Raw genomic sequence first — 14266 nt, 5'->3', positions numbered from 1 at the left:
TCCACGACACCGGAAGCGGCTTTATCGGCAGCATCCGTGGCTTTCTTCACCGCATCGGAAGCCTTATCAGCAGCATCTGAAGCTTTTTCCACCACATCGGAAGCGGCTTTATCAGCGGTGTCAACTTTATCCGTATCATGTGCTGGATATTCAGAAGCCTTTCGAGCCGCACTTTCAGCAAATGAAGCAGAACAAGCTATGAAAACTGCCATATAAAAGATCGTTTTCCAATTAATTTTACGATACATTCTTTTCTCCCCTTAGAGTTTACTTAATGACTGTTCATATCACTTAGCGTTGTCACAGCACGTCGATTTTGATTCCAACAGGAAATATCATCGCATACCGCGACAGGTCTTTCTTTTCCGTAAGAAATTGTTTGAATCCGTTGCGCAGACACACCAAGAGACACGAGATAATTTCGCACAGCAACAGCACGACGCTGTCCAAGTGCCAAATTATATTCACGTGTTCCTCTCTCATCAGCATGACCTTCGATCATAATAGAATAATAAGGATAATGAAGCAACCATTCTGCTTGGCGCATTAATATACGTTCAGCATCGGCATCCAATGAAGAAGAATCGAGACTAAAAAACACGCGATCTCCCACATTAACCGTAAATTCTTGTCCTGAACCTGGTAACACCTGATTTAAACCAGCATCATTCATATAAGCGCCATTCATACCATGAAAAGCACCGGTATTTTTTTTGCCACATCCCCCCAAGCATAGGGAGAAAAGAAAGAGGATCGCTAAGGAATGAGAGATGGTATTTTTGGTAGAGCACATAGTCCGTTTCTCCTTGAATTTCGTAAAGAAAGGTAAATTCTTAAAAATATTTTTAAGAATAACCTTTAATTCCTAATGAAGACGAAATTTTTTTGTCTTTTTGTCATCATTTTTCAGTCTCTGCCAATTTTTTCCCCTTTATAACTATTGCCCTAACATCTCCATGCTCAATGGAGCAACATTGCTCTGAAACGTCATGACGCTTACGCTTCCTCTTGATCTTGACGATTTTTTTGCAGCGCGTTCAATTTTGCAAAAACTTTATCAGCATCAAAAGTTTTATGAGAATTGTCTTCACGCTCATTTTCCTCTAGAGCAGCGTTTTCCGTCACAGAAGCGGGAAGTAATGACCTATCTTCTTCTGCAATAACAGGGCGGTTTTTTGCCGCACGCTGAAGTTCAAAGTCTAAATCGATTTGCGAACACAAGCCAAGCCCTACAGGATCAAGAGGAGACAAATTAGCACTATTCCAATGGGTTCGAAGGCGGATTTGTTCAATGGTTGCTTTTGTTGTGCCAATCAACCGTGCAATTTGTGCATCTTTCAACTCGGGATGGTTTGTGACCAACCATAAGATACCATTAGGACGATCTTGACGTCGAGAAAGAGGGATATAGCGTGCTCCTTTACGTTTTTTTTCAGGAATGTGCACCCTTGATTGAGAAATTTTCAAGCGAGCGTTTTGATCCGCCTCCACCCGTGCAATTTCACTGCGCGTCAACTGCCCAGAACTAATCGGATCAAGACCTTTAATACCATAAGCGGCCTCTCCATCGGCAATAGCTTTGACTTCCAAGACATGCAATTTACAAAATTCTGCAATCTGCTCAAAAGAAAGAGCTGTATTATCAACCAACCAAACAGCTGTTGCTTTGGGCATCAAAAGTTGCGTTGCCATTTTTATAAATCCTCTTCTGCGCCTCTTTTATGAGGCAGGTTACCGCCCATTCAAGAGCACTGGAACTTCTTCATTATATGTTCTTATATGTTGTTTTTTTCCACCCACTATTTAAAATAAAGCGAGACTGGAATAAACCGTTTTACCATGAGATTACATTCTGTTATAGCGTGATTTTTGCTCAACGACAAGAGATCTCTCTTGGAATGATCCTCAACAAAGGTGTCTTTACCTTTAAGATGAATTTTCTTATAAGGGATTTATTTGATTATTTCACCTCATGCTGTGGCACATTTATTCTGGTGAGCTGCGTGTTTTATCGCCTTACATTCTAAAAAACACCCACCCCAGAAAGAAAGCCCTCAAACAGGAAGGAAAACTATGGCAGGCCATTCACAATTTAAAAATATTATGCACCGTAAAGGGCGTCAAGATGCAATGCGCTCGAAAATATTTTCTAAGCTTGCACGTGAAATTACCGTAGCGGCAAAACAAGGTGCCCCTGATCCAGCCATGAATCCACGTTTAAGGTTGGCTGTTCAAAATGCCAAAGCACAGTCAATGCCGAAAGATAATATTGAACGCGCGATTAAAAAAGCTTCAGGCACCGATGTCGAAAATTATGATGAAGTACGCTATGAGGGCTATGGACCAGGCGGTGTTGCCGTTATTGTTGAAGCTTTAACCGATAACCGTAACCGCACCGCTTCAAACGTGCGCGCCGCCTTCACCAAATCAGGTGGAGCCTTAGGCGAAACAGGATCAGTTAGTTTCATGTTTAATCGGATTGGGGAAATAATCTATAAACCAGAAGCAGGAACCGCAGACAACATCATGGATGCAGCCATTGAAGCCGGTGCTGAAGATGTACAATCCGAAGAAACCGGACATCATATTACCTGCGCATTTGAAGATATTGGTGAAGTTTCAAAAACACTTGAAGCAAAACTTGGTGAAGCAGAATCGATTAAAACAATTTGGAAAGCCACCACCCTTGCACCCATAGATGAAGAAAAAGCTTTATCTGTTTTACGATTGATTTCAACCTTAGAAGAAGATGATGATGTGCAAAATGTTTATGCTAATTTTGATGTCAGCGATGAGATTTTGGCAAAACTGTCTGTATAATGGCTATTATTGCCCCCTCTCTTCACCAATGAGCGACTAAAAAACATCTTTCACCTCGCCTCTTTGGTTATAAATATAAAAGCCCCGCGTAAAAAGCGGGGTTAATCATTGGTAGCGCCCAAAAAACCACAATCAATCAATCGCAAAAATAAAACCGATGGCCCCCAAAAGCGAATTGAAGAAACAAGAAAACATAAAGCAAGCCTCCTTAAACGCTCAAACAATTCTGATGATAAAGGCTAAGACTCTGTAGTCTCACGGCTTTTTACATACCCCAAAGATTATCCCTATAGCCCTCTCTCTTTATTTTTAAAGAGTCCCCTTTCCTGCCTCCTCTCAAGGGATGAAAATTTCACCCAGATCTGATCTGTAAACCATAAGGAATTGTTTTTTTAAAAAAAACATTTTCGTCTCAAGAAAATTCGACTATCGATAAACGACAGCCGATGCTGGATGAAATTGATAGCCCCCATGCCTCCTCTCACAAGTGCGTTCTTTTAACTGATTAAAGACCCGTCAGATTGTGTAGACTGATATTTCTTTTCTGTTTATCTTTTGATCAAGCATTTTTTTATTGTATATTGAGTAATGGCGACCATGCTGGATCGGAAGCATCATTGGGTGTAGGGAGTTGACGTTCATTGCGTCCCGTAATGTCAATGGTATAAATTTTTGGTCCCATACCGGGGTTTTTACGAAAGAACATCAACACACGACCATTGGGGGCCCAAGTCGGTCCTTCATTATGAAATCCTGTGGTTAAAATTCGTTCTCCTTGTCCATCAGGGCGCATAACACCGATAGAAAATTGTCCGCTTAATTGTTTTGTAAAGGCGATATAGTCACCCCTTGGCGACCAAATGGGTGTTGAATAACTGCCCTCGTTTAAAGAAATACGCTGAATATCACTGCCATCGGCATTCATTTTATAGATTTGCGGCTTTCCGCTACGATCTGAGGAAAAGACGATTTGTGTTCCATCTGGTGAATAAGAAGCAGAGGTATCAATAGCAGCCGTTGTTGTCAACCGCGTCATTGTACGGGTCCGCAAATCCATGGTGTAAAGATTTGCACTTCCATCATTCTGCAATAAACTCATGATGACTTTTTGTCCATCAGAAGAAAAACGCGGCGCAATTGTCATGTTATGAAACGTTCCAATCAACTCTCTTTGTCCCATTTCAATTTGTTGGAGATAAACATGAGGAATTTGATTATCCTCATAAGCCATATAGGTAATTTCTTGCCTTTTTGGTGAAAACCGCGGTGTAAGCACCAACTCACTTCCATCAGACATATAAATCAAATTTGCGCCATCTTGATCCATCATAGCTAGACGTTTAATGCGTGCATTTTGGGGACCAGTTTCATCGATAAAAACAATTCTTGTATCAAAATAGCCACTTTCTCCTGTCATTTCACTATAGATTTCATCAGCGATCATATGGGCCACACGCCGCCAACGTTCTGTCGCAGTATAAAAACGCCGTCCTTTCAATTGTCGCTGTCCAAAAACATCCCATAGACGAAAATCGACTCTCAAGCGCCCGTCGATTTCTCTCATGACTTGTCCCGTCACCAAACCTTGCGCTTTTATTTTCTGCCACGAAGCAAAATGCGGTTGTTTATTCGGATTAGAAATTTTTTCAAAAAAATGTTCCTTATCAAGTGGTAAAAAAAGCCCCGACCGTTCAAGATCGGCTGTCACCACAGCAGATATTTTCAACCCAATCGAATCATTGGAGATAAAATCTGTAATTGCAATGGGAATAGGATTAAAATCAGCGCTGGAAATTGTTCCTTTCAATTGCGCATAAGCCGATGAGAAACTTGAAAGCCACACACCACAAGTGACTATAAACCACCTAAAAAATTTATGTCTTGTTATAGTCATCATAGAATGTGTCCTTTCGTTAAGCGATTTTTTCTTTATTTATCATCTTATTTCTTGGAGGGGGTCAACATTAAAGTCAAAACCTTGCCCCCACAGATCATATTGATCACGTGGGAGATCTGCATAAGGTTGGCATGAAAAGACAGCCGCATAGACCTGCCTTATCATAATCGCCTGTTGGCTCTCAAGACCGCTTACAGGATCAATGATAGGATCCCCCATAACCATCCCTTCACGGTCTAGGTAAAAACGCAACCGCACAATGGGGCGGTTTTTTAAATCGCCACCAAGCGCCACAAGTTTAAGCTTCTGTTGAATACATCCCCCTGCAATACTGACCAATGTTTGTGCCATTTTTGTGGTATCATTGATATTTTTTCTTGCCCCCATTGCTTCTGGTGTATGAGAGCGTTTTGCTCCCCCTCCTTGTGAACGCGCACGATTGAGCAAATTATTTTCTTCCAGTGCCAAAATATCTTCGATCGTCTGTTTCTCTTGATTTTTCTTGTTAAGCTTTGACGTCTTTTGCTTCAATGCAGCCCTATCATTCTTTATTGGAAATTCTTCGTTAAATTTTGGTTTAAACTGGGGAAGAAGAGGTTTTTCTGGAAGTGCAATTTTGGGCACTTGAGGTACAACCTGCTCTGCTGGTGCCTTTTGTACCGTTGGAGCTAATTCTTTTGGCAATACCCTCTTTTCATTTTTGTGCGCAGGCTGAAATACAGTCTTGGGAGCTTCCTCCACTGCTTTTACAGGCATCTCAGGTGCGAGCTTGGGCGTTTCCTCCACTGCTTCTACAGGCATCTCAGACGCAAGCTTGGGAGTTTCCTCCGGTGCTTTTACAGGCATCTCAGGCGCAAGCTTGGGAGTTTCCTCCACTGCTTCTACAGGCATCTCAGGTGCAAGCTTGGGAGTCTCCTCCAGCGCTTTTACAGGCATCTCAGACGCAAGCTTGGGAGTCTCCTCCGCTGCTTTTACAGGCATTTCGGGTGCAAGCTTTGGCGCCTCCTCCACTGCTTCTACAGGCATCTCAGACGCAAGCTTAGGAGTTTCCTCTGCTGCTTTTGAAATCTCTTCTGTTTTTGCTTCAACTGGTTCTGCAAGTTTGGATGGTTCTGAGGGATTGCTTGGCGGCGGCGGTGTTGTCTCAACGGGACGCGGTTTTTCCTTTGGCTGAAAAGGCGCAAGACTATCTCGTTGACCTTCTCCAATATGGCGAGCATCTTCTATCTCTTGGGGGGCAGTTGTTGGTTTAACAGCAGGAATTGCATGGAGTGACGCTTCCACGGCGCCTTGTTGAGAAGAAAATTCTTCGCTTATAGGCGCAAGAGTGATGGGAATTGCTTCCAAGGGTTGTGGCAAAGAAACAGAGTTTGTAAACTGAACGGCGCCCCAACTGATCAAAATAACATGGACCACAAGGGATAAAACCAAGCCTCGTTTCATACTATGATAGGAGTCTTTGTTCATTCTTTATGCCTTAATTGAACCCTTGTATTTTTTTCACTTTTAATCACGCTGCACTCTTTTAAAAACATTAAAAAACAAAAAGTTATGGACCATGTTATTGTCCGTTATTTATTGCGCTAGACTTGCTAGCGCAACTTGAGAAAACCCTGCCTTTTGAATATCTGCGAGTAGTTTTAAGACTTGTTGATATTCAACAGTTTTAGCAACCCGCACAAAAATTCGTTGATCTTTTTGTGTAGGATCCGCTTCCAGAAAAGCTTTAAGCTGTGCAATCAACGCTTGTGAACTTTCATAATAATCTTGTTGAATGGCAAAGCGCCCTTGCGCATCCAGTGAAACTGTAAGAGGCGTTTTTTGCGCGCGGACGGGACCCGCTTGACTGCGTGGCAAATCCAAAGGAACACCATTCACCAAAAGGGGAGCTGAGACCATAAAAATAATAAGCAACACCAGCATGACATCCACAAAAGGGGTGACATTAATCTCACTCATCAGGTGGCTTCGTGAATGATGCCGTCTCCGTGTATTTTTTTGAGAAGAAGAAGAAACAGAAATTCCCATGGGATAAGCTCCTTTTTATAAAGAGGAAGGTGCTGTACGTGTTTCATCAAGACGCCGTGAAACAATTGTTGAAAATTCATCGGCAAAATTTTCTATTTGTGCAATGATGCGCGCACTTTCATGGGTCAATTTATTATAGGCAATAACGGCTGGAATTGCTGCAAACAAACCAATAGCTGTTGCCAAAAGTGCTTCTGCAATCCCTGGTGCGACAATGGCAAGAGAGGTATTTTGAGAAGCTGAAATAGAAAGAAAAGACTGCATAATACCAATCACTGTTCCAAAAAGACCAATAAAGGGTCCTGCAGATCCCAGTGTCGCAAGAAAACTTAATTTTGATTCTATTTTTTCGCTTTCGCGTCCCAGCGTCAGATCCATTGCCTTATCAATTCTGCTCTGCAAACTGATCGAAGTATGGGTTCCTTTTTCAAGAGATTTTTTCCATTCAGCCATTGCTGCCATAAAAACAGCAGATATACTATTAGTACGGTGACTCTTACAGGTGACATAAAGATCTTCTAGCGCTTTGCCTGACCAAAATGTCCGTTCAAATTGCTTGATTTCACGCCGTATTCTCCGGTAGGTAAAAATTTTATCAAAAATAATGGCCCAACTCCAGACGGAAGCAAGCAGCAACCCAACCATAACAACTTTAACGACGAGACTTGCTTGCATAAACAAATGCAATATTCCCATTGTTTCCGGATTCATTAGTTCACCATGCGGCATAATTTTTGTCCCTCTAAATGAAAGGTGCACTTCTTAAAATTTTATAAAACAGATTGTTTTATAGTTTCTAAATTTAAGTAAAAAATTTCAGTCTCACATAAATCCATGCACTAAAACAAGATCTGTTTCTTAAATTTCTTTAAAAAGTGATCATCAAAGACATCTCTCAAGACACCTCACCTCTCTCACAAAGGCATTTATGCAAGATCACCCAAGATCACCCTAAAGCCTCCCCCTTCATCAATACCTATGAAGGATAAAACCCAATCCCCCCGTTTATGAAAAGAACGCTCCACCATCTTGACTTTCCCCCCTCACTGTAAAAGACAAAGTTTCTAACCCCGCACCGTTTTGCCAACAATAATCTATCAACACGCCCGCTTTCCTTAAAGCGAATTCCCTCTATTGGCTTCAAATCCCCGTCTCTCAAACAACCCCATTTTACAGTATATACAGTATAATAGAATAGCTAATGTTTTAAGGTGTCTTGCCAATCTCCTTAAAGTACTTTATCAATCAAAAGATATTTTGATTGTCTACGCACCGATCAAGAGGGATTAAAAGCTCTAAGGTCCGATACATAAAAATCGATACCACTTTGTGGATATCTCTCGGATTCTGGGAGTTTTTGCCATGTCCAAGTGCTTCTCAACACTAAAAGCAAAAAGCTGATTCGAGTTCAGTATTTTCAACCTCCCAGAATACGCATAAGAGGGCGCTCGCACGAGGTGGGGGAAGCCAAACCAGAAGTTTTCAGGACCACGTTCCCATTAGCAAAAAAATTCGCTTCAAGAGCCCTCTTCATTTTTATTGCCAATCATCTCAAATTACTTTATGAATAAAAAGGTGTCTTGGTCGCACACGCAACGACCAATAGGGATTAAAAGCCTGAAACCTAAACATGAATTTACCCCGCTTTGCGGGTATCCCGGAATTCCGGGAGATTTTGCTATGTCCAAGTGCGTCTTACGCACTAAAAGCAAAATGCTGATTTAGGTTCAGTACTTTTAACTCCCGGAATACTCATGCGAGGGCGCTCGCAACCGGTGGGGAGCAATGCAATCTCAAAATCTTAATATTGATCTTTTGGTCGGCAAAAAAATTCGCTTAAGACGAAAAATGCTGAAAATGTCTCAAACAACGTTAGGGGATGCTTTAGGGGTCAGTTTCCAACAAATTCAAAAATATGAAAACGGCTTAAATCGTGTAAGCGCGGGGCGTTTAATGCAAATTTCCGATATTTTGAATGTTCCGATTACCTTTTTTTATGCGGAGATCATGTCAAAACAACAGCCTCCATACCATCACGATGAAATCATCTCGAACACTGAAGAATACCTGCTGCTCAAAAGATTTAGAATGCTCACTTTGATAAAACAAAAAGCTATTTTACAACTCATCATGGATGAGAATGCAAACTAACATCATGCGATAGCATACAACACATTCTCTATAACGCGATACGCACTCATAGAGCCTACATGCTCTCTTCAATAAGCATTCATGGGAATTTGGTAAAAGAACAACCTTCATTGTAGCGCTTTATGACTTGTAAACACCCCGCCTCTCATGAAAAAAGCCGTTTTTTATTGCCAATCTTCTGAAATGGTTTTAGGGATTAAAAGGTGTTTTAATCGCATACTCGATAATCAAAAGAGCTCTGAAAAATCTAAGCTTTAACGTAAAAATAAACCCGCTTTTCGAGTATGTGGAATTCCGGGAGTTTTTGCCATGTCCAAGTGTTTCTCAACACTAAAAGCAAAAAAGCTGACTAGGGTTCAGTCCTTTACTACTCCCGGAATACCAATAATGTGAGTGCGCTCGCAATCGGGGGAACTTAACATGCAAACCAAAAATTCACATTTTAACGATATTTATCGGCAAAAGAATTCGTCATCGGAGAATATCAATGAAGCTTTCTCAAAGCCGCAAGCGAAACTAATCCTCGCACCGTTTTGCAAACAATAATCCGTCAACACACCAGCTTTCCTTAAAGCGAATTCCCTCTCATTGACTTCAGATTTCCACCTCTCAAATAGCACTATTTTACAGTATAATAGCATAGCCAATGCTTTAATTGGTCTTGCCAATCTCTTGAAAGTACTTTATCACTTAAAAGATATTTTGATCGTCTACGCACCGATCAAGAGGGTTAGTAAAGCCCTAAATCCGAGCGTATAATTGTGCCTACTTTTGTGGGTATCCCGGGATTCCGGGAGTTTTTGCTATGTCCAGGTGCCAAAAGCACTAAAAGCAAAAAAGCTGACTCGGATTCAGTCCTTTACTACTCCCGGAATACTCATGCGAGGGCGCTCGCAACCGGAGGGGACACAAAGTGCAAACCAAAAATTCACATTTTAACGATGTTTCTATTGGCAAAAGAATTCGTCATAGAAGAATATCGATGAAGCTTTCTCAAAAAGAATTAGGAAGCCATTTAGGTGTCAGTTTCCAACAAATCCAAAAATACGAAAAAGGCTTGAATCGTGTAAGCGCAGGACGTTTGCTAGAAATTGCCAAGCTACTGAAAGTTCCAATGAGCTTTTTTTATGCAGATATTTCAAAAGAAAACATTCCAGAAAATCTCTCACACGATGATCAAGAAATCTATAGCGAAAAAGAACACACCCTTTTGAAAACTTTTAGAGAACTCCACCCTAAAAAACAAAAGGCAATTTGGTGGTTAATTTCCGATTAGGCAAAAGCACACACAAAGCTCCAATCCTTTATTTCATTTTGACAGATCCACGTTTTACGCTTTTTCATTTTGACAGAAATCAGCAAACAAAACTATCCCCACACCGTTTTGCAAACAATAGTCTATCAACACGCTGGCTTCTGGTGCTAGCGGATTTCTCAGCTGATTATTTCATAGGATTATCACTGTCTCTCAAAGAAGAGTGTTCCCCAACCCGCAAATCTTTCAAAATATTCACCCCCCACGCGCACAAAAAGCCCCTTACATTACCCAACGATCACCGCCCCAAAGAGAAGTGTTTTACAGCATGATAGGATAAGCGCTCCCAGCTCAAAATTTGCAATCAGTCTTGGCACTTTTAAAACGCTTTATAAAAGGCATTTTATGCCTTTCTCAATCCTTTTTATCTCCACCCATCAACCCTGCCTGTGACAAGAAAATGATTTTGATGAATTCACAAAAGAGTTTGAAATGAGAAAATTTTACAACACTCACAGGCTCTCATTTAAATTGAATAACCCTACCTTATCATTATCAATAAAACTGTTGTATATTCAACATGTAAGAGTTTTAACCAAGCATTTTTGCAAACAGCTCTTTGGGTAAACGTCGCGGTTTTGCCTCCTCATTAATCAGAGCAATTTCAACTTTCGCTGTTACCAAAGTGGTCGCCTCGTGCACAATTGACTGCTCCATAAAAAAACGTGCTCCTTGGATATGATTAACACGTGTTTTAACAACTAAAAGCTGATCAATTTGGGCTGGTCGTAAAAAACTAATTTCCATATGACGCACAACAAAAAACAGTTTTTCTCCCTCCCCCCCTGCAGCTAACATTTTATTATTAAAGCCTGTTTCCCGTAAAAATTCTGAACGTCCCCGTTCAAAAAATTCCAGATAACGCGCATGATAAACCACACCGGAAAAATCTGTATCAGCCACGTAAACGCGCACCTGAAAATTATGAAAAGCATTTTTATGATCGCTCTTGAAAGGCATTACTTCTGTCATTGACCTCATGTCCCATAAAATCATTTAAGTTAGAAAATTGTTTATGAATCAAAAGATTGAACATATTTTTGTGTTGAAGTTGTGAAAAGAAAAAGCACAAAATTCCCCCCTATCGTTCTAAACCTTTTCGGTGAAAACACAAGAACCAGAGGCTTTCTTCTTGTCCTTATAAGAACTTGCGATAAATCATCCGCACAGTTCTTATTAAAAAAATGCCTTAGTCATCTTCCCCATCCCATAAAGTTGTCTGAAGTGATGCATTATCTTGAGCATCAGAAAGTTGCGTACGCTTTTGTATCGATGGTGAAGCAGGCGCAGCAAGTCCTAAATGGCTCCACGCCTTTTCGGTCAGAATGCGTCCTCGAGCCGTTCTTTGAATAAAACCCTGTTGGAGAAGATACGGTTCAACAATATCTTCAATCGCATCACGGGGTTCTGATAAAGCAGCCGCAATGGTTTCAATACCTACCGGTCCTCCTAAAAAAGTTTCCGCAATCAGCAGCAAATAACGCCGGTCAAGCGGATCAAGCCCAAGATGATCCACTTCAAGACGCGAAAGCGCTTCATCGGCAATTTTTCGATCAATTTGTTTTGCCTGTTTGACCAAAGCAAAATCACAAACGCGCCGTAACAACCGTCCAGCGATACGCGGGGTTCCACGTGCTCGACGTGCAATTTCATGGGCGCCATCATCACTGATCTTGACGGCAAAAAGCCGCGCATTACGCTGCACAATATATTCCAATTCCTCTATCGTATAAAAATTAAGACGAATAGGGATGCCAAAACGGTCTCTAAGCGGTGTGGTCAAAAGCCCCAACCGTGTGGTTGCTGCCACCAAAGTAAATTTAGCCAAATCAATTTTAACCGAGCGTGCTGCTGGCCCCTCCCCAATGATCAAATCGAGTTGATAATCTTCCATAGCCGGATAAAGAATTTCTTCAATCGCTGGATTTAAGCGATGAATTTCATCAATAAACAAGACATCGCGTTCTTCCAAATTGGTCAAGAGAGCGGCTAAATCGCCTGCTTTAGCAATGACTGGTCCTGAAGTAGAGCGAAAATTAACCCCTAATTCTTTTGCCATAATCTGTGAAAGCGTTGTTTTTCCCAGTCCCGGTGGTCCTACAAACAAAACGTGATCCAACGCTTCTTTCCGAGTTTTTGCGGCTTCAATAAATATTTTTAAATTAGCCCGCGCCGCTTCTTGACCAATAAAATCATCGAGAACTTGTGGTCTTAAGGAACGATCCGGATCGTTGGGAAGGGGCGCTGCCCCTAAAAGGCGTTGATCTTCATCTTTATGCATTGTTACCTTAATTTCAAGTAGGAGAAGAAAGCAATTTGAGACTATGGCGGATCAAGAGGGCAGAAGAAACAGCTTCCCCTTCAAGGGCGTTCATCGCCAGAGCAAGAGCCCGAGCTGCTTGCTCACGTTCAAAGCCTAGTTTCATTAACGCGGAAAGCGCATCCTGCGCAGGTTGGTCAGCCCTCTCATGCTGCGGAATTGAAACCGTCTTGACCGCCTGTTCAAAGGGAAGCGTTTTACTTTTCAACTCACCCACAATTCTTTCACTGACTTTTTTACCAACGCCTGGCGCTCGACTAATCATCGCCCCATCGTTTAAAGCAATAGCTTGTGCGAGTTCATCTGGCGATAAAGTCCCCAAGATTGCCAAAGCAACCTTAGCCCCGACCCCTGGAACATTTTGGAGCATACAAAACCACTCCTGTTCGGCTCTTGTTGCAAAACCAAAAAGGCGGATTGCCTCTTCCCGAACATGCGTTTCAATAAAGAGGCTTAACGCCTCCCCAACAGAAGGCAAAGAAGGACGCAACCGATTTGAGATAAAAACAACATACCCCACACCATGAACATCAAGAATGATATAATCTTCAAAGATATGTTCAAGCGTCCCCTTTAATTTGCCAATCATATCACCATCCTTGCCTGATAAGATTGATCAATCCTCTTACGATGCATGCTATGACAAAGAGCAAGCGCAAGGGCATCAGCGGCATCATTGCTATCAAATTCAGCCCGTGGGAGTAAAACTTTTACCATCATATGAATTTGTTCTTTCGCCCCATGTCCAACACCAATAACCGATTTTTTTACCTTGTTGGGTGCATATTCAAAAACAGGACACTTTGCCTGCGCAGGAACCAGCAGCGCAATCGCACGCGCTTGTCCAAGTTTTAAAGTTGCTGTCGCATCTTTGTTGACAAACACATGTTCCACCGCAGCTTCATGAGGCATAAATTGATGCACAACCTCTGAAAGACCTTTATGGATTTGACAGAGCCTAGAAGCCAGATCACACTTTACATCGGAAGAAACTGTCCCTGCAGCAACAAACTGAAGACGATTACCCACAAGATCGATAACGCCCCATCCAGTATACCGTAATCCGGGATCAATGCCTATAATACGAATCGTCTCTGCCATAAACGCTAGTTTATACACTTTTCCCCCTTTTGAATAAAGGCTCGCCCATAAAGAAAACAGCAGTAAAACATAAAACCCGTAAAAAGAGGAGCATGCGTCATGAGTTTATGTGTTATAACACCCGAACAAACAGCAGCTTTATAAGACTAAAAATGCCATCAAACAAAACCCCTCACACCTGACAAGTAAGCAAAAGAAAAGTATAAAAACGCCCCTTCTATCTCATCTTCAATGTCATAATGATTAAACCATCTCAAACGAGAAAAGAGAGGATCCATACATTCATAAGTATAAAAATTCTCCTCTCTGAATGGTATCTACGCCACCGAGTCTTTTTACATTATAAAGAATATCCTCTAAGAACGCCCAAAGGCTGTTTTGAGTCATTCGATTTGTTTTGCCGGCGGATTTTCATCTTCTAAAGTACTAGAAGCCGCCGCGTCCCACCCTGCACACATAGATTTTATGCGCACCTCTCAAACGAGAGTGAATGAGCAACAAATTGGCGAAAATTTCGGGCGTTCGTTCCAATGAGGGGGTTCAAGTTCCAATGTCGGTGTCTGAAGAGAAACTTTGACGATTTCTTTTTTTATTTGTTCTGATGACATTTCCCCTTCGCGAAAAGCCCAAGAGA

At 41.6% G+C, this 14266-nt stretch carries 13 protein-coding genes and 1 pseudogene; 3 read left to right on the top strand and 11 right to left on the bottom strand.

The window, feature by feature from the left end; all coding sequences use genetic code 11:
- The 3 genes and pseudogenes from T429_RS10730 to T429_RS0109330 form a co-directional block, all read right to left on the bottom strand.
- A pseudogene (locus tag T429_RS10730) lies at positions 1-248 on the bottom strand (tol-pal system protein); the annotation flags it as partial.
- A gap of 23 nt (positions 249-271) precedes the next feature.
- Positions 272-793, bottom strand: coding sequence for a peptidoglycan-associated lipoprotein Pal (gene pal / locus T429_RS0109335; protein WP_005774610.1), 522 nt, complete (start codon positions 791-793; stop codon positions 272-274).
- A gap of 203 nt (positions 794-996) precedes the next feature.
- Positions 997-1692 (bottom strand): DUF1013 domain-containing protein, encoded by a 696-nt coding sequence (locus T429_RS0109330; RefSeq protein WP_005774609.1) that lies wholly within the window; start codon positions 1690-1692, stop codon positions 997-999.
- A 381-nt stretch (positions 1693-2073) separates the two neighbouring features.
- On the opposite strand from T429_RS0109330, the gene T429_RS0109325 reads away from it, so the two are divergent.
- Complete coding sequence (locus T429_RS0109325) at positions 2074-2820, top strand: YebC/PmpR family DNA-binding transcriptional regulator (protein WP_005774608.1); 747 nt, start codon at positions 2074-2076, stop codon at positions 2818-2820.
- A 571-nt stretch (positions 2821-3391) separates the two neighbouring features.
- Here T429_RS0109325 and tolB read toward each other — a convergent pair.
- The 4 genes from tolB to tolQ all read right to left on the bottom strand — a co-directional run bounded on the left by tolB (position 3392) and on the right by tolQ (position 7474).
- On the bottom strand, positions 3392-4714 hold the full coding sequence (tolB, locus tag T429_RS0109315; RefSeq protein ID WP_180376409.1) for a Tol-Pal system beta propeller repeat protein TolB: 1323 nt from the start codon (positions 4712-4714) through the stop codon (positions 3392-3394).
- 42 nt (positions 4715-4756) lie between these two features.
- The gene (locus tag T429_RS0109310; RefSeq protein WP_026501010.1) at positions 4757-6184 is read right to left on the bottom strand and encodes a cell envelope integrity/translocation protein TolA; all 1428 of its coding nucleotides are present in this window, start codon (positions 6182-6184) and stop codon (positions 4757-4759) included.
- 108 nt (positions 6185-6292) lie between these two features.
- The gene (gene tolR, locus T429_RS0109305; RefSeq protein ID WP_005774604.1) at positions 6293-6745 is read right to left on the bottom strand and encodes a protein TolR; all 453 of its coding nucleotides are present in this window, start codon (positions 6743-6745) and stop codon (positions 6293-6295) included.
- A 15-nt stretch (positions 6746-6760) separates the two neighbouring features.
- Positions 6761-7474 (bottom strand): protein TolQ, encoded by a 714-nt coding sequence (gene tolQ, locus T429_RS0109300; RefSeq protein WP_005774603.1) that lies wholly within the window; start codon positions 7472-7474, stop codon positions 6761-6763.
- 1056 nt (positions 7475-8530) lie between these two features.
- On the opposite strand from tolQ, the gene T429_RS0109290 reads away from it, so the two are divergent.
- Together T429_RS0109290 and T429_RS0109285 are read left to right on the top strand one after the other, a co-directional pair.
- On the top strand, positions 8531-8896 hold the full coding sequence (locus T429_RS0109290; protein ID WP_026501009.1) for a helix-turn-helix domain-containing protein: 366 nt from the start codon (positions 8531-8533) through the stop codon (positions 8894-8896).
- 913 nt (positions 8897-9809) lie between these two features.
- Positions 9810-10172: a helix-turn-helix domain-containing protein gene (locus tag T429_RS0109285; RefSeq protein WP_005774600.1), complete on the top strand. Its 363-nt coding sequence runs from the start codon at positions 9810-9812 to the stop codon at positions 10170-10172.
- A gap of 570 nt (positions 10173-10742) precedes the next feature.
- Here T429_RS0109285 and ybgC read toward each other — a convergent pair.
- From ybgC to ruvC, 4 genes are all read right to left on the bottom strand, one after another.
- A complete protein-coding gene (ybgC, locus tag T429_RS0109280) occupies positions 10743-11183 on the bottom strand; it encodes a tol-pal system-associated acyl-CoA thioesterase (RefSeq protein WP_005774599.1) in 441 nt (146 codons plus the stop codon).
- 217 nt (positions 11184-11400) lie between these two features.
- Positions 11401-12492: a Holliday junction branch migration DNA helicase RuvB gene (ruvB, locus tag T429_RS0109275; protein ID WP_005774597.1), complete on the bottom strand. Its 1092-nt coding sequence runs from the start codon at positions 12490-12492 to the stop codon at positions 11401-11403.
- Between the two features lie 13 nt (positions 12493-12505).
- A complete protein-coding gene (gene ruvA, locus T429_RS0109270) occupies positions 12506-13120 on the bottom strand; it encodes a Holliday junction branch migration protein RuvA (RefSeq protein WP_005774596.1) in 615 nt (204 codons plus the stop codon).
- Positions 13117-13632, bottom strand: coding sequence for a crossover junction endodeoxyribonuclease RuvC (ruvC, locus tag T429_RS0109265; protein WP_026501008.1), 516 nt, complete (start codon positions 13630-13632; stop codon positions 13117-13119). Before ruvC ends, ruvA begins: the two co-directional genes overlap by 4 nt.
- Positions 13633-14266: the final 634 nt, after the last annotated feature.

It is taken from the genome of Bartonella elizabethae F9251 = ATCC 49927, from assembly GCF_000518165.1.
GTDB classification, from domain to species: Bacteria; Pseudomonadota; Alphaproteobacteria; order Rhizobiales; family Rhizobiaceae; genus Bartonella; species Bartonella elizabethae.
Note: the sequence above shows the minus strand (reverse complement) of the source record. Positions and strands in the feature narration are given on the sequence as shown.